We start from the raw sequence: 19,568 nt of genomic DNA on the forward strand, positions 1-19,568 counted from the left end.
CGCGACAGCTTATCGTTATGGCTGTGTTCCGGATTCAATAGCGAGGAACGTAAAGCTGATCTTCGATCCAAGCGCGAACATCGCTGGGTCGCTTCGCTTGAGCCAGTCCATGGTCGAACATGAACTCTGCCACACGCGTTGCAGTCGTAACTTCCATCTCAAGAATGTTGGCCTGACCAGGGAACAACATGCCTTTGGCTCGCAGTTCAGGGCCCACCTGATCGGCGCTAGCCTCGGCTGCGGCGACAAAGCAAGCATCCGTGATGCGTCGCGGACGGGCGACATAGGTCGCCAGCGCTACGGCAGGATAGATATAGAAATTATTGGCCTGACCGGGATGGAAGACTTGGCCATCCAGGGTTACATCGGGAAATTGAACGCCCGCTGCGTACAAGGCCTTTCCTTTCGACCACGTGTATGCCTGTTCAGCCGTGCATTCCGCTTTGTCGGTTGGGTTTGACAGCGCAAAGATAATCGGTCTTTTGTTGAGGCGGCTCATCGCCTCCACCACCTCTTTGGTGAAGGCACCGCCTTTGGTGCTCACGCCGACCAAAATCGTCGGCTTAAAGGCCTCGATCGTCGCCACCAGGTCCGCTGATGGCTGCGCCGGGTGCGCGTAAACTTTCTGCGCTGATGAGAGGTCCCTTCGGCTTGGCTCCAGTAGACCGTTGATGTCGAATAACGAGATGCGGGCGCGTGCTTCGTCAAGCGTGAGCCCTTTGCCCTGGAGGGCTTCGGCGATCATGTTAGCGATGCCGATTCCGGCAGAACCGGCGCCGAGGAACAGGAACCGCTGGTCTGCCAGCACTTCTCCGTTGATTTGGAGTGCCGTCGTGAGACCCGCAATGGTCACGCTGGCCGTGCCCTGAATGTCGTCGTTGTAACAGAGAACCTTGTCGCGGTAGCGTTCGAAGATGCGAATAGCGTCTGTACCCTTCCAATCCTCGAAGTGAATGCAGCAGCCGGGAAACACGTCCTGCACCGCCTGCACGAACTCTTCGGTGAGTTCGTCAAGCTCCTTCTCGGAGGGCGGTGGGGCGCGCAATCCGAGATACAGCGGGTCGGCGCGCAATGCCTCATTCGCGGTTCCGATATCAAACATCACGGGCAGCAGGCCGTTGGGCGGGATCGCTGCGCAAGCGGTGTAGAGCTCAAGCTTTCCGATCGGGATACCCATGCCGTTCGAGCCAATATCTCCGAGGCCGAGAATGCGACCGCCGGTTGAAACGCAAATAAACCGGACGTCACGGTGGGGCCAATTGCGTAGCACCTCGGCCATACGCCCCTTCATGCTGCGATCGATATACATGCCCCTGGCACGACGGTAGATGTGTCCGAACGCCAGGCAAGCGTCCGCGACAGTAGGATCGTAGACAATGGGCAGGAAACGCGCCGGATCAGACATCAGTGTCCGGAAGAACAGCGTCTCGTTGCGGTCGGCAAGAGAGACCAGGTATATGTAACGCTCCAGATCAGTGGACTTCGCATCGAGGTGGCCTATGACGCGTTCCAGCTGGCGGTCGAGGGTTTCCACGGCCTGAGGCAAGAGGCCTTCGATGCCGTACATGCGACGCTCATCCTTCGTGAAGGCGGTGCCCTTATTGCGGATGGGGTCGTTGAAGAGTGCTGTGCCAGATCGAGTATCATTCGTGGCGGCGTCATTTCTTTCCAGCAGCGTCGCAATCATAGTTGTCTCCTCCAGTTGTGAGCGTTCAATAGTGGTCGCGGGGGCCGATTCCGGCTTGTAGAAATCTAACATCTGCAAAGAGACCGTTAGGTCGCCGCTCTCTGTCGTTGCGCAAACGGAGCTATGCGGGCCGCGAACGAAAACTCACGGCGGACTTCGCGTTGGTATTGCGGGAAAGCTGGGCCGGAACGACAACTCCCTGAGGAACGCGCCGGGTTGGCAATGCGGTTTCAGAATCGAATCTCAATAACGGCTGATGTTTGGCGCGCCATTTCGGACCGGGCCCGCGCATGTAGTGAAGTTCCGGCCGGTAGCTATCGCGCACGTCCTTGATCAGGTTCCGAACGACAATCACGAAGTCGGAGATTGACTCGAATCTCTCGTGGGCAAAATGTGACAGCGCAGCCGCAGCAATGATTCTCATCGGAAAGTTCTCCTGTCGCCTTTCAGCCCAATATTTCGACGATGGTTCAGTAAGATCACGAATGATGTGAGGCGACGGCTCGGAAGTGGGCGCATGTCTGTATGGAAATGCGATTGCCCTGATCGCCGGCGCTCAGCCATTCGCGATCTCCCTTTTCGCGACCGCGAAATTGTTCGTAGCACCTGCTTGAGCACAGTGCTGTTTGCCAGGCGTAGTGCCGAAGGAGACCAAACTTTCGACCACAGATCGCACATTGGTTTGCTGCATCGTCGCGAAGAAATGTTGAACTGGTGTGCACTGACGCCTCCTGAATTTGCGGGTGTGACGCGATGCCGGGTACGTTAGCAACTTCTCAAGATCAGCCTCGCGGACATCGGGAAAACATTCTTGACGTCTTCCCAATGTCCCATCCGGTTGGATTAGCTTTTCAAGGGATTTGGATTCGGGTTTTCACCGCCCGTTCGCGATGAATCCCGTCCACTGAAGCCAGAGTCGTCAAATTTCCGCTCTTCGTGGTTTGCCAGGGTGGCCGCATAGGAATGCTCCTGCCTGGCGGCTGCTGCCGTCTGGATCATCGGTCCAGACACAAGTGCCATGCTGAGGATAAAAAGAACCGTCTTTCGCATTGTGATCTCCGTTAGCTCAGCTCTAGGTCAAGGCAGATGCGCTTATGATCGAGCAACGGATATGCTGGGAGACGGATGATCGCTTGTAGAAAACGCGCCGTATTTTCACAAAAAAGACGAAGCGAATGCCGCGCTTTGAAAAGCGATCGTTTTGAGCTGATCGCGCGATCTGCTCTAGCCATAATGTCGAACCTGCCGCCATCGCTTGCCGTTTAGTGAGAGTGACGCCCCCTTAGGTAGGGGCATCCTCATAGGCGGCGAGCTTCAGTTGTAAATCCGCCGGCCAACGCGTCGGCAGCAAAACGACCAGATGACTAGTTTCGACTAGGTTCGGCAGATTTCTACAAGCTTCTTACCAGCCTTGGTATGAGCATCAACTTCGACGGTCTGCGCGCCGAGGGCGCCAGCCGTCCGGCAGTTTCACGTATGCAGATGGGTGGTCCATGAAGACAATCTCTGTACCGTTCTTGGTGGCCGCAGTTGCGACGTTAGCGGGCCTCGCCGCATCCAAGCCCTTCGCCGCTTCGGGTAGCGCAGTTGATGGGTCGCCGATCTATGGCGTTACAATTCCCGCCGGATATCGGCAGTGGGAAGTGATCGCCCCGTCCCAGGAAGTCGGCCTCGATGAATTACGGGTCATTCTCGGCAACGCCGTTGCGATGAAAGCCTATCGAGAAGGAACGCTTCCGTTTCCAGACGGCGCAATGTTGGCCAAGGTAGCCTGGAAGCGTGTGCCGTCACTCGGAGATGATGTAGCCTTGGGGGCCCCGACGGCTTTCGTTCCTGGTGCGGCGACGACGGTTCAAATCATGGTCAAAGATTCAAAGAAATACGCGGCGACGGGTGGCTGGGGCTTCGGCCGGTTCATCGCCAGTAAACCAGTCGACGAGGCCCAGCATGAGACGTGTTTTCCGTGCCACGAGAGTAGAGCAAAGGGGCACGATATGCTATTTACGCAATATGCACGTTGACGAGTTGGTCCGGCAGCGGTCGATCGAGTCCGCAAGTAAACGCGGCGGCCACTTTTAAAATACATCGCGGCGTTTTCCGCCTTCGCTGTCATGACGCTGATTGCGAGTGTGCCAATCTTGATCGTGATCATAGATGTGGCTAGGCGGGACGCACGATGATTTGACCGACTTCCAGATCCAAGCGTTGAGGCGGGGCCGGCCTCGCCAATCGTTGGCACGACCACTCCTGGATATCAGCAGGAGCGATCGGAAGAGCGCCGGCAATGATGACAGATCCGGCCTGGCGATGAGCAGCGTAGGAATCGACAATTTGTCGGCTGGAAAATTCAAGCCACTAGCAGCGCTCATCGCCAATGTGGCCATCATCACATAGCAGAGGCAAACACATGCAGATCGCTGGCAACAATAATGCGTTTAACAGGAAAAAGAGGCAGTTTTCGATACGGGCTGAAGAGGCGTGGACGGATGATTTCGGAGAATTTTTGCTGTTGCAGGAAATGGCGCATCGGATCAACAACGAACTGACGTCAACCATCAGTATCATCTCCTGTACTGCTGGACGGTCGACCAATTGCGAAGTCAAGGCCGTATTGGCCGAAGTAACCGAGCACCTTTATGACCACGCTCGCGTTTATCGCGCGTTGCAGATGCCAACAGCAAATAGGCCGATCGACGCGGCCGCTTATCTGCGCGAGCTTTGTCAATCGATCAGCCGCGCGAAATTGCAGCGCAACGGCATCGAACTCGTGCTTGTCGAATATTCCCTCGAACTAAGCTCAAGGCAGTGCTGGAGACTGGGCCTCATCGTATCCGAGCTCATTACGAACGCGTTCCGGCATGCTTTCGCTGGTCGGGGTGGGACGATTCGAGTTGAGTTGAAAAAGCGCGGGACCGATGTGGAATGCCGTGTGGCCGATGATGGATCCGGTCCAGAAAACATTCGGCCCGGGCAGGGAATCGGGATCATTCATCAGCTAGCACGCGGGCTTAACGGCAGGGTCAATCAACGCTTCGGATCGAACGGTAGCGTAGCGATCGTGTCCTTCCCGATCGAGGAAACAGTTCAAGGCGGTTGAAGGGAGTGCATCGAGACAACACACACCAGCGAAATCTCTGGTGCGAAAGGGGGAAACACCCGCAGTTCGTGCAACTCGCAAATCGGGAGATACCCAGATGGCTATCACGCCTGACCACGTTCGTGAGATTTTCAGAGGTCTAGAGACCGGCGATGGAGGAGCATTCTTTGAGCATGTCGCCGGCGACGTCGACTGGACAGTGATGGGCACCCACCCTCTTGCGGGTCACTACCTCTCCAAGCGCGCCTTTCAGGAGGCGACGTTTGGCAAGCTAGGCAAGGTGCTGCCGAAGGGAGCCCAGCTGCATGTGACCAATTTGATCGTCGCATCGAATGTGGCGGTGGTCGAACTTGTCTCCGACGCGATCGCTCGCAACGGGATGCGTTTCGACAATCATTATTGCTGGGTAGTCCGATTCGAAGGAGATCGCATTGTTGAGGTCCGTGCCTACCTTGACTCGGCGCTGGTTGCTGAGCTTTTTCGTCAGAACCCGGTTTGATGCGTTTCCTCGGGGTTGACCTGCGCGGTTCCTGTGTCAGGTGATCTATGGCGGTCTTGGGAGCAGTCCTGCAACTGCCCATGGACGTCGCTTCGCTCGGTGCGATTGGTCAGCTCTCCACGGCCAACTGCGCATTACATAGGGCGACGGAACCCCCGGACTCGGAACTGCCTAATATACGACGATTACTAGTGAAAACGCTCCTGTCTTGTTCGAGCCCTGCGAACACAGACCGGGCATATCTTCTCGCGCGCGCTTTCCGGTGAACCAAAAGCTCCCCTCGACGCTCACAACTTCTCACACTCGCTGCGGTTCAATAACGGGCTTTCAGATATCGCAGGTCGTATTGAGGTCGTGCTGAAGCTCAACCTGCTTTGGCTTCGGAGACTCCGGCACTCGAAAAGTGGCCGCCCAAATGAGCCGAAATGCTCCGAGAAATGCATTGAGCTCGAATGGGCCCGCAGGAGGAATAGATATGAACTTCGTTGAAGTGAGCAACTCCAGAGGCGCCGAGATCAGGGCCCGCCCAGGTCCAGGACCAGTATTAAGCCGGCAAACTCAAAGCGAGGCAGAAGTAAGTGTTGTCTTCGCTCAAACTCTCGCCAACCGCCTGGACGTGATGGAGCAACTCTCGATCGGTACCGTTCCGGGCAGCGATTTCGTGATCAACCACATCGCGCGAAAACAGCCGGGTCATGGAATGACCGACCGCGCGATCAAACGCGGATGGTACGTGGCGTGCGTCCACCTGGAAAGGCTCGACGCTTACGACGTCTGGTGTGACGATGAGCATGAATCGTCAGGTGCGCTCGAAGCCGGCGTGCTACATGTCAATGACATGAGGAGCGCATGGCGAGCGGACATCCGGAGTCCGTTTGATGTCGTGAATTTCTGCATCCCGCAATCCGCATTTGATGACATCACTTCGGCGGAAGGAGGTGCACCAATCGAGGAGCTGCACTGCCCCATCAGTCTCGCACGTGCAGATACGGTTTTAAAAAACTTCGCTTTGGCACTGCTTCCGGCCCTGGCAGCACCCGACCGGGCCAACAAACTGTTTGCCGACCACACTGCACGAGCTGTTACAGCGCACCTGGCCAGGACCTATGCCCCGATTCCATTCCGGCCGCGGTACGGCCGGGGAGGCCTGGCGCCCTGGCAGGAGAGGCGGGCAAAGGAAATGTTGCGCGCAAATCTGTCGGGCGATCTCAGCCTACCAGAATTGGCAGGCGCCTGCCGCCTGTCTACGGGCCATTTCAGTCGAGCATTCAAGCAAACGGTCGGGTGCGCTCCGCATCAATGGTTGCTTCATCAGCGTGTAGAGCATGCGAAGCATCTCATTCTCAACACCAATGAACCGCTATGCGGGATCGCCCTGGACACCGGGTTCTCGGATCAGGCGCATTTCACGCGAGTCTTCTCGCAACGCGTCAAAGTGAGCCCGGCGGCATGGCGGCGTCAGCAAGGGCGGTAAATCAGCGGGAGAGTCTGGTCGTTTTGCGTGTCGTCATCGCCGTCAGAATTATTCTACCGGTGACCGGAAAATTCAATAGCGCTTCGGCGACGGAGCTAATGTCGCTACTGATGAAGCCCGACGCGGCAGAAAATTTCAGAAGGAATGATCAGGAGTTCTGCGCCGGTCATGCATCGCTGATTTGATCCCCCACGATCAGCTGGTGCCGCGAATGTAGGTGTCCCCCTCCACCTCGATCGCTTAAGCGCAGAAGCAGGACCGATGGCGTATCGCCATCGGTCCTTTTTTTGGCTGTTAGGCAGGCGCTATTTACTCCGTGAGAGGGTGCACCGTTGGAGAACAATAAAATTGCTTCGCGCTCGGCGGAGGGCATGGCCATACCCGGATTCTCGTCATGAAACTTCAAACCAGCACATTTTCGTGCAATGGCGCCGTTGAATGAAGCGTCAAGATGGTGGCTGGAGATGTGATCACCGGTAAACGCGTTAATGGCGGCGATGTGCGGAAAGCCATGATGCCCGTGGTCTGCGACGCCACACGCCGGGTATCGGCGATCGCAGGAGGGACAGATGAGCCAGGCGAGCCTTCGCACACCGCCAAAATCCCGATCCGACCTGCTCAATGCGGAGCAAGCCATGGCCGCGTTGCGCTCCGCAGTTCCGGCCCTTCTGTTCGGATTACGGCTTTGGGCCTCAGTGTGCCTCGCGCTGTATATCGCGTTCTGGCTTCAACTCGACAACGCGTATTGGGCCGGTGCTTCCGCGGCCGCCGTCTGTCAGCCAAGTCTTGGTGCCTCCCTCCGCAAAGCTTGGTTCCGGATGATCGGCACGGCGGTCGGCGCGGTGGCGATCGTAGTGCTGACGGCATTCTTTGTGCAAGACCGCCTTGGTTTCCTCTTTGGTTTGGCTCTCTGGGGTGCCGTTTGCGGGCTCGTGGCCACGCTCCTGCGCAACTTTGCGAGCTACGGCGCAGCGCTGGCAGGTATCACCGCCGCAATCATTGCGAGCGACGAGGTCGGCGCGGTCGGTGGCGCGAACGGCGACGTGCTAATCTTGGCGATCACACGCGCAACCGAAATCTGTATCGGCATTATTTGCGCGGGTGTGGTGCTCGCCGGGACAGATTTCGGCGGGGCCCGACACCGCCTTGCCGTCCAGCTCGCTACGATTGCGTCTGAAATCACCGGAAGGCTTACCGGCACGCTCTTGCTGGCTGGGCCGGAGCAATCCAGAACGCGCCTGGTACGGCGCGATTTCATCCGACGTGTCGCCGCGCTCGACCCCGTGATAGACGAAGCGCTCGGAGACTCTTCGGACCTTCGTCCTCATTCGCCGGTATTGCAGGCGGCAATAGGAGGCCTCTTCGCAGCCTTGTCCGGCTGGCGGGCCGCAGCCTTCCATCTGGATTTTCTGCGTGACAACGGTCAGCGGGAAACCGACATTGTACTTGAATACATCCCGCCAGAATTGCGCTCAGTACCGGTGCATGGTGATGCCGCAAACTGGGTGGCTGATCCTTCAACTTGGCGCAAGACCTGCACTTCAACGATCAGGTCTCTGACAACCTTACCGGCCGACACGCCGTCGCTCCGATTGCTCGCCGACCGGACGGCCGAGGGGTTTATCGGCATTAAGCGCGCGCTCGACGGATTAATGCTGCTGGTTGATCCTGCTAGAAATCCCCCGAGGTCCCGGTCCGTCTGGTTCAGTGTAGCCGATCCGCTTCCTGCGTTCGTGAATGCTGCCCGCATCTTCGTCACGGTAGGCGCCGTCGAGCTTTTCTGGATAGCAACTGCATGGCCGAGCGGCGCCCAGGCCTTGGTCTTCGCCGCGATCGGCGTCATCCTGTTTTCGCCGCGCGCCAGTCAAGCTTACTCGAACAGCATAAGTTACATGATTGGGGCCGGCCTGGCTGCGGCATTCGCAGCGATCGTAAAATTTGCGGTACTACCTGGCCTGACAACGTTTGAGGGCCTTAGCCTCGCGATTGGGCTCGTCCTTGTGCCGATAGGCATGCTGATGGCCCTGCGGAAAACACCAACGTTCATGGCGACGGCCGTGATCTTTTTGCCATTGGTTTCACCTGCGAACACTGCAAGCTACGACACCCAGCAATTCTATAATTCCGCGTTGGCGGTTGTCGCAGGCGTGGGCGCCGCGGCACTAGCTTTCCGCTTGCTACCGCAACTATCGCCAGCGCTCCAAGTCCGCAGGCTTTTGACGCTCACGCTGCGGGATTTGCACCGCCTGATGCGAGGTTCGATTGTGTGGACACCGCACGAATGGGAAGGCCGCATCTACAGTCGCCTCTCGGCGATGCCAGAGCAGGCTGAACCGTTACAGCGTGCGCAGCTCCTGGCCGCACTTTCGGTAGGGACCGAAACGATTCGGCTGCGCCGTTTAGCCCGCCGATTCCACGTAGAGATCGAGCTAAATTCGGCGCTCGAAGTCGTAGCGCTAGGTGAGAGCGTTGTTGCTGTTGAACGCTTTGGCCGACTCGATCGAATACTGGCCGCGGTGCCTAGCACCCGGCCGGAAGAGCAGCTGAGGCTCAGGGCCCGTGGCAGCGTTCTCGCGGTATCGGAGGCGCTTGCTGGTCATGCTGCCTATTTCGATTCGGGAGCGACATAGTGGGTTTCACCGAGGTCAACATCTTCGGGGTCTATGTCGCTCCGATCTCCTTGATGATCGTTGCGGCTTGGCTCGTCTTGATCGCGCTGCGCCGTGTAGCGGATCATGTTGGCTTGCTGCGGCATGTTTGGCATCCGGCACTGTTCGTGCTTGCCATCTACATGATCGTGCTCTCATCCATCGTCCTTATCGTTGCCCGTTGAGGTGCGCTTATGTCACACGTCGATCTGAGCTTGACTCCCCTTACGATGAACGACGACGGAGGCGATGTTTCGAGCCCGCCGAATAAGCGTGTTAGCAGGAAGAAATCGTACGACCAGAACGCTCGATTTCTGGTCACGATCGGCACGGTCTTGGTTGCAATACTGCTGGCGTGGGCGATGTGGGAGGCGTACCTCCGCGCGCCCTGGACGCGCGACGGCCAGGTGCGCGCCTATGTGGTGACGATGGCATCCGAAGTCGCCGGACGTGTCGTCGAACTCCCGGTTGCCGATAATCAGTTCGTGCACAAGGGCGATCTCTTGATGGCGATAGACCCGACCGACTACCGGATCGCCGTTAGTTTGGCCGAAGCAACAGTACAACAGGCTCAGGCCAACGCACAGAATCTCGATCGAGAGGCGAAACGCCGACAGGAATTGAGCACCCTGTCGACCTCGGTTGAAGAAAAGCAGAGTTATGAAAGTAACGCGCAGGTTGCCCGAGCCAGCTATCAGAAAGCGCTATCGAACCTGGACCAGGCACGGGTGAACCTCGATCGTACCCGCATTCTCTCGCCGGTCGATGGTTACGTCACCAACCTTTTGACCCAAATCGGTGACTTCGCCACCATAGGTCAAAAGACGGTCGCGATTGTTGATGCAAATTCTTTTTGGGTCGATGCCTATTTCGAGGAAACCAGCCTCGAAAAGATCCACGAGGGCGATCCAGCAAATATCAAGCTGATGGGTTACAGCGAGATCATTCATGGTCATGTCGGCGGCGTTTCCCGTGGCATTAACGTCCCGAACGCACAGCCGGATCAAGCCGGGCTGGCGTCGGTGAATCCGATCTTTACATGGGTGCGCCTGGCGCAGCGCGTGCCAGTACGTATTCACATCGATCAAGTGCCGGACGGTATTCAACTCGTAGCCGGTATCACAGCGACCGTGCAGATTGAACCTCAGCACAAGACCGTAGCTTCCGCTGCTTCGGCGACGCCAGACGGACAGCTGAAGCGAGACCGTAAGAGTTTAGGTGCGTGGCCGCCACGATGAGCCAACGGACCGTAATCGACTATTCCTTATCGACCTGAAATGAAACTGCTGCGGGGCCGTGCATAACACCCGCGTTCCCGCAGAATGCAGCAACGGATGTCGCTTTCGTCCAAGAGCGTTCAGCACGCGGTCGCTAGATAAGGTGGAGTTTGGCACGCCGAAATCGGCAATTCGTCGTCCGCCAAAGACCCGCTGGCCTCAAACTTTCCGGAGATAAGATCATGAACGTTGTCACGCATATGCTCCGTACCGAAGACAAAACCATGAAAGTGGCTGACGCTATTACGGAGATGCTCCACTCAGTTGGCGTCCGCCGCATTTATGGCGTTGTCGGCGATAGCCTCAATGGAATTACGGAATCGCTGCGCCAGCGCGGCGATATCGACTGGATCCATACCCGGCATGAGGAGACCGCAGCTTTCGCCGCCGGCGCGGAGGCGCATTTGACGGGCGAACTCGCCGTCTGTGCCGGCAGCTGTGGTCCCGGCAATCTGCATTTGATCAATGGTCTTTTCGATTGTCATCGCTCGCGCGTCCCGGTGTTGGCCATCGCAGCGCATATTCCAAGTGCGGAAATCGGCCGCGGTTATTTTCAGGAAACTCATCCAGAGTCGTTGTTTCGCGAGTGTAGCCACTACTGCGAACTCGTCTCCCATCCCGAGCAGCTTCCCTCCGTGATCGAGTCAGCAATCCGAGCGGCAGTGGGCCGCCGGGGCGTCGCGGTCGTTGTGATCCCCGGGGACGTGGCACTGCAATCGTTGTCGGCGCCAATTTCGGCTGGGCGCGCGATTGCGGTCCGTCAGCCCGTCGTCGTTCCGGAAGATCGCGAACTTGACGCGTTGGCCCGGCTGCTCAACGAAAGCAAGCGGACGACGCTGCTGTGCGGGCGAGGCTGCGCCGGCGCGCACGAGATGTTGCTGAAATTAGCCGAAACGCTGAAGTCGCCGGTGGTGCATGCCTTGGGCGGCAAGGAGTATGTCGAATACGATAATCCGTTCGACGTCGGCATGACCGGTTTGATCGGCTTCAGCTCTGGCTATCACGCCATGCTGGATTGCGACACTTTGCTGATGCTGGGTACAGATTTCCCGTATCGGCAATTTTATCCGACCAACTCGAAGATCGTGCAGATCGACCTCCGTCCAGAGAATCTCGGACGACGAACAAGGCTCGATCAGGGTCTGGTCGGCGATGTCGGGGCGACCATTGCTGCGCTGTTGCCGAAGCTGAACACCAAGACCGACCGGTCCCACCTCGACGACGGACTTGCCAATTATCGTAAGGCGCGCGCCGGCCTCGACGAACTCGCGACGGGCAAGCCTGGCCGCAAGCCGATTCACCCGCAATATGTCGCCAAACTGATCGACAAGCACGCCTCCGACGACGCGGTCTTCACCTTCGACGTGGGAACGCCGACCGTTTGGGCGGCTCGCTATCTAAAGATGAACGGCCGCCGGCGAATGATAGGCTCGCTCGCGCACGGCTCGATGGCTAACGCGATGCCGCAAGCGATTGGCGCCCAAGCTGCTTTCCCTGGCCGGCAAGTCATCAGCCTCTCGGGAGACGGCGGATTTTCGATGCTGATGGGCGATTTCCTGACGCTGGTGCAGCAGAAGCTCCCGGTCAAAATTGTGGTGTTTGACAATCATGTGTTGGGATTTGTCGCATTGGAAATGAAGGCCAGCGGCTTTGTCGAGATGGGTACCTCGCTCACAAATCCGGATTTTGCGGCAATGGCGCGGGCTATTGGGGTTCATGCCCGTCGCGTTGATGATCCCGGCGAACTGGAAGACGCGATCAAGGAGATTCTCGCACATGACGGGCCAGCGCTGCTCGACGTGGTCACAAATACTCAGGAGCTCGCGATGCCTCCCAGCATCAATCTGGAACAGGTGAAGGGTTTCGGTCTGTGGGCCATGCGCGCTGTCATTAGCGGGCGAGGCACCGAATTGATCGATGTTTGATCGATGTAGCGCGGACCAACTTGTTGCGTTGAGTCGCAGCTCGTATCGGGCCGAAGGCCGCTCGCGGCTTCGGCCCGATCCATCCCCAATTTGACCGTTCCCATCGGCTGGAGCTGAACCATGGGCGTATCCGCACTGTTGCTTTCGCGAATCCAGTTCGCTTTTACGCTGGCCTTTCACATCATTTTTCCCGCATTCACGATCGGCCTTGCGGCGTGGCTTACCCTCCTGGAGGCGATGTGGCTTGTGACGCTTCGCCCGGTCTATCGACGCCTGTTCGACTTCTGGTTAGGTATTTTCGGTGTCGCCTTCGGCATCGGCGTGGTCACCGGAATCGTCATGGCGTTCCAGTTCGGCACAAACTGGAGCGAACTGTCGCGTCGAGCAGGCTCCATCCAAGGACCATTGCTTGGGTATGAAAGCTTTACAGCATTTGCCCTCGAGGCGGCATTCTTCGGCGTGCTGATGTTCGGTCGGAAAAGAGTTCCGAAATGGTTCTATCTGATGTCCTGTTTCATGGTTGCGGCGGGGACGAGCCTCTCCGCGTTTTGGATTATGGTCAGCAATAGCTGGATGCAGTGGCCGGTAGGCTTCACAATTCGACAGGACGGCGTTTTCATCCCCACTGATTGGTCTGCTATTATCTTCAGCCCTGTCGCCTGGGTTCGCTTTCCGCACATGGTTTTGGCGGCCTATCTCACCTCGGCGTTCTGCGTTGCAGCGACCGGGGCATGGCATCTGCTCCGCGGCACTTTCAAATCCGATGCGCGTGTCATGCTTCGCATGGGGCTTGGGATTGCCGCCATCCTGGTGCCGATCCAGTTGGTCTTCGGACATCTAGTCGGCGACTACACCCATGACAAGCAGCCGGCCAAGTTCGCTGCCATTGAAGCGCGTTGGCACGACGAGGAGCCGGCATCGGAAGTGCTGATTGCCTGGCCGGATCAAGCGAACGAACGCAATCGCTATGCAGTGAGTATTCCTTACCTTGGCAGCTTAATCGGCTCCTTGAGCCTCCACAGTAAGGAGGTCGGGTTGACGAGCTTTCCTGTTGCTGACCGACCTCCGGTGTTGATCCCGTTCTTTGCATTCCGCATCATGGTCGGGTGCGGCCTTTTGATGCTCGGACTCGCGTGGCTTGGCACGCTTTTCATGACGAGTGGGGGGCTGGAACGAAAGCGCTGGTTCTTGTGGGCCACTTTCTGTTCGTTTCCGCTGGGCTTTATTGCAACACTGACCGGATGGTTTACCGCGGAGGTAGGCCGGCAGCCCTGGACCATCTACGGACAGATTCGGACGGCTGACGCCGTAACGCCGTTTCTAACAACGCCGCAGGTCGCGGTGTCACTCGTGATTTTTTTCGTCATTTACGCGCTGATTTTTCTGGCCGGAGCCGTCTACATCTATCGGCTTTTGCGGCGCGGCCCAGTTCATTTGCCATCGTTTGACGGCGCGACAACCAATCCGAAGCGGCCGCTATCAATAACGGGGCGCAGCCCCGGCGTGCAGGCTGTAGCGCCAACACCGGAGATGGGTTAATGATCAGCTTCTGGACCTTTGCGCTTGGCCTTTCAATCCTGCTTTATGTGACGCTGGACGGCTTTGACCTTGGCGTCGGCATGTTGTTTCCGTTTGCTCCGAACGAAACCGCGCGCCGCCATATGCTGGCTGCGATCTCACCGGTTTGGGACGGCAACGAGACCTGGCTCATTATTGCTGCATCGATTCTATTTGGGATTTTCCCGCTGGTATACGCGACACTGCTATCTGCACTATACCTGCCGCTGATCGTCATGCTGGTCGCACTGATATTTCGGGGCCTGGCGTTTGAATTTCGCTACAAGAGCATTCGTTTTCGCTGGTTCTGGGATATCGGATTTTCCGGCGGATCATTCATCGCAGCTTTCATCCAGGGCACCGCTGTGGGTGCTCTTGTTGAAGGGCTCGCAATCGAGAACGACCGTTATGTCGGCGGCCCCTTTGGATGGATCTCGCCGTTTGCGCTACTCTGCGGGCTAGGCCTTTGCCTCGGCTACTGTCTGCTCGGCGCTGGCTGGTTGACCTACAGGACATCCGCGGATGTGCAGTCGTTCGCCTTTCGACTGCTGCCCAAGTTGATGATGGCTGTTTTGTTATTCCTTGCCGCGGTGTTTGCGCTGGCGCTCGCGCTAGACTTGCGGGTGATGCATCGTTGGCTTGAACAGCCAGGATTGGCGGCATTTCCGGTCTTCGGACTTGTGGCTTGCTCTGTCTTTTATTTTGCGATCCGAAACAAATATCCGCTCGTACCATTCCTCTGCGGTCTTGCGATCTTTGGCGCGGCGTTTGGAACGCTCGCGGTATCGTTCTATCCCTACATGGTACCGTTCTCGATCACGATCCAGCAGGCGGTCGCGCCGTCCGAGAGCGTCGCGTTCCTTTTCTGGGGCGCCGGCGTGTTCGTGCTACCCGTCACATTAGTCTACACACTCGTGGTTTATTTCGTCTTTAAGGGAAAGGTCGATCCGAACGCTGAATACCACTGAGGGAGTGCGGAGTTCCGTTGGGTCAAATGATCAGCACTACTGGTGACCAGACTGTGCCTATGGCGCCTCTTTTGCGATCATCGATTTAGGTTTGGATGCCGAGGGACGGCATCGAAAAAGATTGATACGTCCTTCAAATATCTGGCTGGCCGAAATTAGAGTAAATTAAAAACAGCAACGTCTATACCAACGTAGTGTTACACCTTACCCGAGGGAATTGGCCGGAGAGCCCCTGCATTTCCAGTTGGTTGGGATTCTGGGGCCACCGGGAGACTGAATCTGAGCCGGCTTGGCCAGCTCCCTGCGTGCCACGTTTTAGTCCCTCGGAGAGTCCCTGACGGGGGTATTGCCGCCGCCGTACGCTAGCTAGGTTACGCTGGGTTACGCGGGTCTACGTGGAGAGGTTTCGAATCCAGTTTCTCTCCCTCCGCCATGAAGTATCACCAATTAATTGATATTGTTTATATTTATGGTCAGTGAACGACACTCAACCCCACATAATTTTTCAGTTATGAACAAGTTTGCGGCGGGCTGGGAGTTAGCCCCGGCACCGAAAAAATCCTTCGTCGTGGGGACAATTTCAGGGCTCTAAAAATCTAAATACGAGGCAGACCCACGCCTCTTGATGGATACGCCACTCGACCGTGCCTGCGACATCGGAGCTTCGCAATGTCGGGTCGCCGCATTTTCCAACCCGCATTTCGCGCTAAACTTATCGGCATTAAAGTCCTTTTTCTCGCGTAAATCTGCGAAAGCCGAACCCAATTTCACGGGTTCTGAGGTTCAAATGAGTCGTCGGGAATGACCGTTATTGTGATCTAACTCACATGCGTGCCACGCGACATCTGCTTAGCTGCGCGACATTGACGATTTCAAGCCTCGGTAGCATGCCCGGCTGGGATACGACCTTTCGAGTCCGACGACATCGGGAGTGGCGTTTATGAGTGAAAGAGCTAGTCGCCTTCGTTTCCACCAACGCAACATTGATCATTATCACGGCCTCCTCAAATCCGGCTTGAGCGACATTGAGTTGCGGTTCGTCGAACAACGCTTGTCTGAAGAGCGACTTGCTTTGGCAATCCTGCAATTTATGAGTCCAAACAATTCGTCGAACGAAAATGATCATCCAGGCACGCTGGAATAGCGCGGACAATCAAAGCTGCCCTGCTCTACCGGCGCGTCTTGGACGTCACGCCTTTATAAGGCGTTACCAAGTCGCAATCGGACGATGATGACTGGGCGTGGAGAAGCGAAATGAGACCGAAAGAGCGCAAGGATCGAATCCGTGAGTATTGCCAAGTAGATGTGGACGACGCATCGGACCTTGCGATCAAGAAAGGCAACCCACCGGCCGCCAACGACAACAGTATTGCTTGGCCGTTTTATCCGTTCCCGGATGGCTGGCACGCCTCTTAGCTGAATTGAAACCGCTCGATATGCGACACCTCCGAGCGGCTCATCCCGCCGTCAAGCGAACATTACCGTCAAGCGAACATTAAATGTTTCCGTCGTGAGCAGACTGGCGAAGTGGCTACAAGAAAGTCCCTTGGCGGCCGATCGTCCCTTTGGCTTTAGCGCGCTCTGCACTCGGTAAGGTTATCCCAGGACAGCTGGTATCAAGCTTAACGGTCGAGTTTTATTGCGGCGTCATCCAGATCCGATATCAACTCCTGATTTTTCATTCAGATGCTGGGCTGGCGGCGGCGATCATACTCGGACCACTGACTATTCTCGCAGGTCGCCTTGCTCAACAACTCAACAACCCGAAGCACAGTATTTCCGCCGAATGCCCAGGTTATGGTCAATCAATGATGCCGTTTCTGCTTGCGTCGACTTCAAGCCTGCAACAATATTTCCGTCATGACGGAGCAATCGGTTGAGATAATTCTCTGCATAAGAAGTTCCCTGGGAGGATGAGGCGGGCCGAGAGAATGGTATTTCAATCTCGGGAGTTTCATTATGAGTATCGGTGTCGACTTTCAGATGGTCTGCCACAATTGCGGTTGTCTTGGAATAAAGATTGAAAATCCACAACTAGCCTCACGAGAAGCCGCCGTCTATTGCGGCGATTGCGGCGCTTCACGAGGAACGGTGGGTTCGTTAAGGGACCTGGCCGTTCGGCCTGAAGCGCATGCTCTGCTGCCTATGACGCAACGGGTAAGCAAACTCGTAGCGCTGCATAGCGAATGGCAGGGCCCTCTTCGAAAAGTTCAGGTGGCAGAGTCGCGCCAAAAGGTCATAGGCCGTATTTAATCGGAGGCGGAAACGTGGTGCGTCGCCATGTTTTTGGTCAAATTTGCGGTCAGTGTGTGGCATCCCGGGTCGTCAAATAACCCGCCCCGCTTCGGGGTGCCGAGGAACGTAATAGGAAACTTCGATGCGCGCCACGGATCTCTCGCCCCCGAGCGACGCAGCGCTTGCCGCTATCGCTGAAGCCCACAGGCTGATCGGGCGGGCAGACGTAAGGTGGACGCGTCTTGATCAAAACGAAAAAAAAGAGACGCCCGCTCTTCCTGACCCACGATCTCGCATGCCGTTCGAAATGTCTTCGCGCAGCAGCAGGCTCATGTTGCGGAGCCTCGCCGGCCTGCTGACGCTGACCTGCATCGGCGTCGCCGTGTTTGCGCGGCAGTCGAGCCACGGGCAAATCGCACTTGAGCCAGCGGTAACTTCATCCGTGTCGATAAAGAAGGAAGAGGCGCCAATACGCCCCTCGCCCAATAAACCGGATTTGGCAGCCACGACAAAGGCGGTGTCTCCCGAACCCCAGCCTCAGGCCACCGTTCAGCCCGCCCCGACAGTTACTCCAATCGCTCCCGAGATGGTGCAGCAGATTCAGACAATAGCACGTGAACTCGCGAACGTGGAGCACGGGATCGACCAGCTTAAGGCCCAGCATTCGCAAATCGTCCAAGAAAATACAGAGCTGACCGAACATCTCAATGCAACGCTGGAAATAACGCGTCACAACGCTGACCTCATCGGAGATATCAGGACGATGCAATCTCAAATGGCTCGCGACAATGGCAACCTCGCGGGCCAGCTTAAGGCAAGCCAAGACCTGATCGCTGGCATCGCCGCGCAGCTCAAGGAAAGCCAAGAGCAAGTCGCGCGCGTCGGGGTTCCAGACCAGAAGCAGCGGCCTAGAACGCTGGTGTCCTCACCGCTAGCGATTGCCAACTCGACCCGTAGGGCGGTGCCAACGTCTCCAGTGTCACCAACCCCTCCAGCGTCACCGATCAGAGCGCGGACGCAGGATGCAAGTTACTTGCGCCCTAAACCACAGTAAACGCGAGTCGGTGGACGATTGCCGAAACTGGCTCTCTTGCACAATTGCTGGGTCAAAAGCCGATATGGCTGAACCCGAATTGAATGTCGGTTCTTCCTCGGCTGAAGACGGGAAATATGACCGATGGAACGGATCGTCGTTCCCCCGAGCTTGCGGACCCGTTCGGCTATCGCGTCTGTCGCCGCAAGAATTTGAGCGGCTCAGATACTTGTAGGGCGGGCCCAATTAGGTTCTCGACAGCGACAGCCATTACCCTTGGTACTGCGGCCGAAACCGCTGCGATGTTCGCCAGAAATCTGATTACCTCGCGCGGCCTGCATCATCCGTTACGACGCCAGTCTGCTTTGCGCAAAAACAGACTCATGCTGCGGCAAGCAGGCCTCTTCGATCACCTGGTCGGCTCGCAGCATATGGAGTTGGGCATCGTTCGAATGTCGACGGCTCGGCTTCAGGGGCACCACAAGTAGTTGGGACAACAGCCCGAGACCCAGTGCCGGCGAAAAGCTGTTTCTCTTACCGGCAAAGGAGAGGTTGATCCATGTCAGACCTTGGACAAGCTCGACGTTCGACGCTTCTCGACGCTGCCTTGCGGACAGCATACCGAGTCGGTTTCCCGCTTGCCCGCATCTGGTGGCGACTGCGCCACCAGCAGCATGAGGGGGCGCTCGTGGCTCTCTACGTCGGTCAGGCGCTACTGCTGGTGCGCTCGTCGTATAGGATCGAATGGAACTTTCCCGGCGGCACTGTCCGGCAGGGTGAGACGCCTGAAGAAGCGGCTCGGCGCGAGCTGGCAGAAGAGATCGGCCTCGCCGGAGCATTCCCGCTGGTCGCCGTGGGCGACGCCTTGGGCCTCTGGGACGGGCGAAGAGATAAAGTGCATTTCTTTGAACTACGACTGGATCGGCTGCCCGAGTTACAGCTCGACAACCGCGAGATCATCGGCGCACGGCTGATATCGCCGAGTGAGTTGCGCGGCATGGCGCTGACCGGGCCGGTCGCCGTCTATCTCGACAGGACGATTCCGCCGGGCTAATTTAAGTGACCGCGCAACGCTACTGCAATGTTCACGATCCTTGAAGGCTGAAAGCTTCCGACCGACGCGAGCGGATGGCGACCGATGTTGCGAATGTCAATGGCACGGCTTGGG

Annotated in this window: 19 protein-coding genes; 16 read left to right on the forward strand and 3 right to left on the reverse strand. The window is 57.2% G+C overall.

The features are described 5' to 3' along the window. Positions 1-34 precede the first annotated feature (34 nt). The 3 genes from ABSE61_RS29095 to ABSE61_RS29105 all read right to left on the reverse strand — a co-directional run bounded on the left by ABSE61_RS29095 (position 35) and on the right by ABSE61_RS29105 (position 2,737). A complete protein-coding gene (locus ABSE61_RS29095) occupies positions 35-1,687 on the reverse strand; it encodes an NAD-dependent malic enzyme (protein WP_423874613.1) in 1,653 nt (550 codons plus the stop codon). Positions 1,688-1,808: 121 nt separating this feature from the next. Continuing rightward, a complete protein-coding gene (locus ABSE61_RS29100; RefSeq protein WP_423874614.1) occupies positions 1,809-2,111 on the reverse strand; it encodes a hypothetical protein in 303 nt (100 codons plus the stop codon). Positions 2,112-2,530: 419 nt separating this feature from the next. Further along, complete coding sequence (locus ABSE61_RS29105) at positions 2,531-2,737, reverse strand: hypothetical protein (protein WP_423874615.1); 207 nt, start codon at positions 2,735-2,737, stop codon at positions 2,531-2,533. Positions 2,738-3,180: 443 nt separating this feature from the next. On the opposite strand from ABSE61_RS29105, the gene ABSE61_RS29110 reads away from it, so the two are divergent. The 16 genes from ABSE61_RS29110 to ABSE61_RS29185 all read left to right on the forward strand — a co-directional run bounded on the left by ABSE61_RS29110 (position 3,181) and on the right by ABSE61_RS29185 (position 19,454). Continuing rightward, positions 3,181-3,708, forward strand: coding sequence for a cytochrome P460 family protein (locus ABSE61_RS29110; protein ID WP_423874616.1), 528 nt, complete (start codon positions 3,181-3,183; stop codon positions 3,706-3,708). Between the two features lie 386 nt (positions 3,709-4,094). After that, the gene (locus ABSE61_RS29115) at positions 4,095-4,784 is read left to right on the forward strand and encodes a sensor histidine kinase (RefSeq protein WP_423874617.1); all 690 of its coding nucleotides are present in this window, start codon (positions 4,095-4,097) and stop codon (positions 4,782-4,784) included. Positions 4,785-4,881: 97 nt separating this feature from the next. Then, entirely contained in the window at positions 4,882-5,283 is a 402-nt protein-coding gene (locus tag ABSE61_RS29120; RefSeq protein ID WP_423874618.1) for a nuclear transport factor 2 family protein, read from the forward strand. A 475-nt stretch (positions 5,284-5,758) separates the two neighbouring features. Continuing rightward, positions 5,759-6,757 carry a helix-turn-helix domain-containing protein gene (locus tag ABSE61_RS29125; RefSeq protein ID WP_423874619.1) on the forward strand — a complete coding sequence of 333 codons (999 nt, stop codon included), beginning with the start codon at positions 5,759-5,761 and terminating at the stop codon, positions 6,755-6,757. Beyond that, a complete protein-coding gene (locus tag ABSE61_RS29130) occupies positions 6,733-6,942 on the forward strand; it encodes a hypothetical protein (RefSeq protein ID WP_423874620.1) in 210 nt (69 codons plus the stop codon). The genes ABSE61_RS29125 and ABSE61_RS29130 overlap by 25 nt, the downstream gene beginning before the upstream one ends. A gap of 384 nt (positions 6,943-7,326) precedes the next feature. Further along, the gene (locus ABSE61_RS29135) at positions 7,327-9,387 is read left to right on the forward strand and encodes an FUSC family protein (RefSeq protein WP_423874621.1); all 2,061 of its coding nucleotides are present in this window, start codon (positions 7,327-7,329) and stop codon (positions 9,385-9,387) included. Then, entirely contained in the window at positions 9,387-9,590 is a 204-nt protein-coding gene (locus ABSE61_RS29140) for a DUF1656 domain-containing protein (RefSeq protein WP_423874622.1), read from the forward strand. Before ABSE61_RS29135 ends, ABSE61_RS29140 begins: the two co-directional genes overlap by 1 nt. A gap of 45 nt (positions 9,591-9,635) precedes the next feature. Beyond that, positions 9,636-10,643 (forward strand): efflux RND transporter periplasmic adaptor subunit, encoded by a 1,008-nt coding sequence (locus tag ABSE61_RS29145; protein WP_423874623.1) that lies wholly within the window; start codon positions 9,636-9,638, stop codon positions 10,641-10,643. A gap of 263 nt (positions 10,644-10,906) precedes the next feature. Next, entirely contained in the window at positions 10,907-12,607 is a 1,701-nt protein-coding gene (poxB, locus tag ABSE61_RS29150) for a ubiquinone-dependent pyruvate dehydrogenase (RefSeq protein WP_423874638.1), read from the forward strand. A 120-nt stretch (positions 12,608-12,727) separates the two neighbouring features. Beyond that, a complete protein-coding gene (locus ABSE61_RS29155) occupies positions 12,728-14,146 on the forward strand; it encodes a cytochrome ubiquinol oxidase subunit I (protein WP_423874624.1) in 1,419 nt (472 codons plus the stop codon). Continuing rightward, a complete protein-coding gene (gene cydB, locus ABSE61_RS29160; RefSeq protein WP_423874625.1) occupies positions 14,146-15,132 on the forward strand; it encodes a cytochrome d ubiquinol oxidase subunit II in 987 nt (328 codons plus the stop codon). The genes ABSE61_RS29155 and cydB overlap by 1 nt, the downstream gene beginning before the upstream one ends. A gap of 940 nt (positions 15,133-16,072) precedes the next feature. Then, the gene (locus tag ABSE61_RS29165; protein WP_423874626.1) at positions 16,073-16,276 is read left to right on the forward strand and encodes a hypothetical protein; all 204 of its coding nucleotides are present in this window, start codon (positions 16,073-16,075) and stop codon (positions 16,274-16,276) included. Between the two features lie 110 nt (positions 16,277-16,386). Then, the gene (locus tag ABSE61_RS29170; protein WP_423874627.1) at positions 16,387-16,548 is read left to right on the forward strand and encodes a hypothetical protein; all 162 of its coding nucleotides are present in this window, start codon (positions 16,387-16,389) and stop codon (positions 16,546-16,548) included. Between the two features lie 149 nt (positions 16,549-16,697). After that, positions 16,698-17,012 (forward strand): hypothetical protein, encoded by a 315-nt coding sequence (locus ABSE61_RS29175; RefSeq protein ID WP_423874628.1) that lies wholly within the window; start codon positions 16,698-16,700, stop codon positions 17,010-17,012. Between the two features lie 497 nt (positions 17,013-17,509). After that, positions 17,510-18,421, forward strand: a complete 912-nt coding sequence (locus ABSE61_RS29180) for a hypothetical protein (protein ID WP_423874629.1) — start codon at positions 17,510-17,512, stop codon at positions 18,419-18,421. Between the two features lie 538 nt (positions 18,422-18,959). After that, on the forward strand, positions 18,960-19,454 hold the full coding sequence (locus ABSE61_RS29185) for an NUDIX domain-containing protein (RefSeq protein ID WP_423874630.1): 495 nt from the start codon (positions 18,960-18,962) through the stop codon (positions 19,452-19,454). Positions 19,455-19,568 lie beyond the last annotated feature (114 nt).

Origin of the sequence: Bradyrhizobium sp. (assembly GCF_049519115.1) — a bacterium.
Lineage (GTDB): Bacteria > Pseudomonadota > Alphaproteobacteria > Rhizobiales > Xanthobacteraceae > Bradyrhizobium.

Bases quoted from the DNA above. Each gene is read 5' to 3' on its own strand.
- ABSE61_RS29095 (WP_423874613.1), bottom strand. From the start codon at position 1,687: ATGATTGCGACGCTGCTGGAAAGAAATGACGCCGCCACGAATGATACT.
- ABSE61_RS29120 (WP_423874618.1), top strand. From the start codon at position 4,882: ATGGCTATCACGCCTGACCACGTTCGTGAGATTTTCAGAGGTCTAGAG.
- ABSE61_RS29130 (WP_423874620.1), top strand. From the start codon at position 6,733: ATGGCGGCGTCAGCAAGGGCGGTAAATCAGCGGGAGAGTCTGGTCGTT.
- ABSE61_RS29110 (WP_423874616.1), top strand. From the start codon at position 3,181: ATGAAGACAATCTCTGTACCGTTCTTGGTGGCCGCAGTTGCGACGTTA.
- cydB (WP_423874625.1), top strand. From the start codon at position 14,146: ATGATCAGCTTCTGGACCTTTGCGCTTGGCCTTTCAATCCTGCTTTAT.
- ABSE61_RS29135 (WP_423874621.1), top strand. From the start codon at position 7,327: ATGAGCCAGGCGAGCCTTCGCACACCGCCAAAATCCCGATCCGACCTG.
- ABSE61_RS29145 (WP_423874623.1), top strand. From the start codon at position 9,636: ATGAACGACGACGGAGGCGATGTTTCGAGCCCGCCGAATAAGCGTGTT.
- ABSE61_RS29125 (WP_423874619.1), top strand. From the start codon at position 5,759: ATGAACTTCGTTGAAGTGAGCAACTCCAGAGGCGCCGAGATCAGGGCC.
- ABSE61_RS29100 (WP_423874614.1), bottom strand. From the start codon at position 2,111: ATGAGAATCATTGCTGCGGCTGCGCTGTCACATTTTGCCCACGAGAGA.
- ABSE61_RS29180 (WP_423874629.1), top strand. From the start codon at position 17,510: ATGCGCGCCACGGATCTCTCGCCCCCGAGCGACGCAGCGCTTGCCGCT.
- ABSE61_RS29115 (WP_423874617.1), top strand. From the start codon at position 4,095: ATGCAGATCGCTGGCAACAATAATGCGTTTAACAGGAAAAAGAGGCAG.
- ABSE61_RS29165 (WP_423874626.1), top strand. From the start codon at position 16,073: ATGAGTGAAAGAGCTAGTCGCCTTCGTTTCCACCAACGCAACATTGAT.
- ABSE61_RS29105 (WP_423874615.1), bottom strand. From the start codon at position 2,737: ATGCGAAAGACGGTTCTTTTTATCCTCAGCATGGCACTTGTGTCTGGA.
- ABSE61_RS29185 (WP_423874630.1), top strand. From the start codon at position 18,960: ATGTCAGACCTTGGACAAGCTCGACGTTCGACGCTTCTCGACGCTGCC.
- ABSE61_RS29155 (WP_423874624.1), top strand. From the start codon at position 12,728: ATGGGCGTATCCGCACTGTTGCTTTCGCGAATCCAGTTCGCTTTTACG.
- ABSE61_RS29170 (WP_423874627.1), top strand. From the start codon at position 16,387: ATGAGACCGAAAGAGCGCAAGGATCGAATCCGTGAGTATTGCCAAGTA.
- poxB (WP_423874638.1), top strand. From the start codon at position 10,907: ATGAAAGTGGCTGACGCTATTACGGAGATGCTCCACTCAGTTGGCGTC.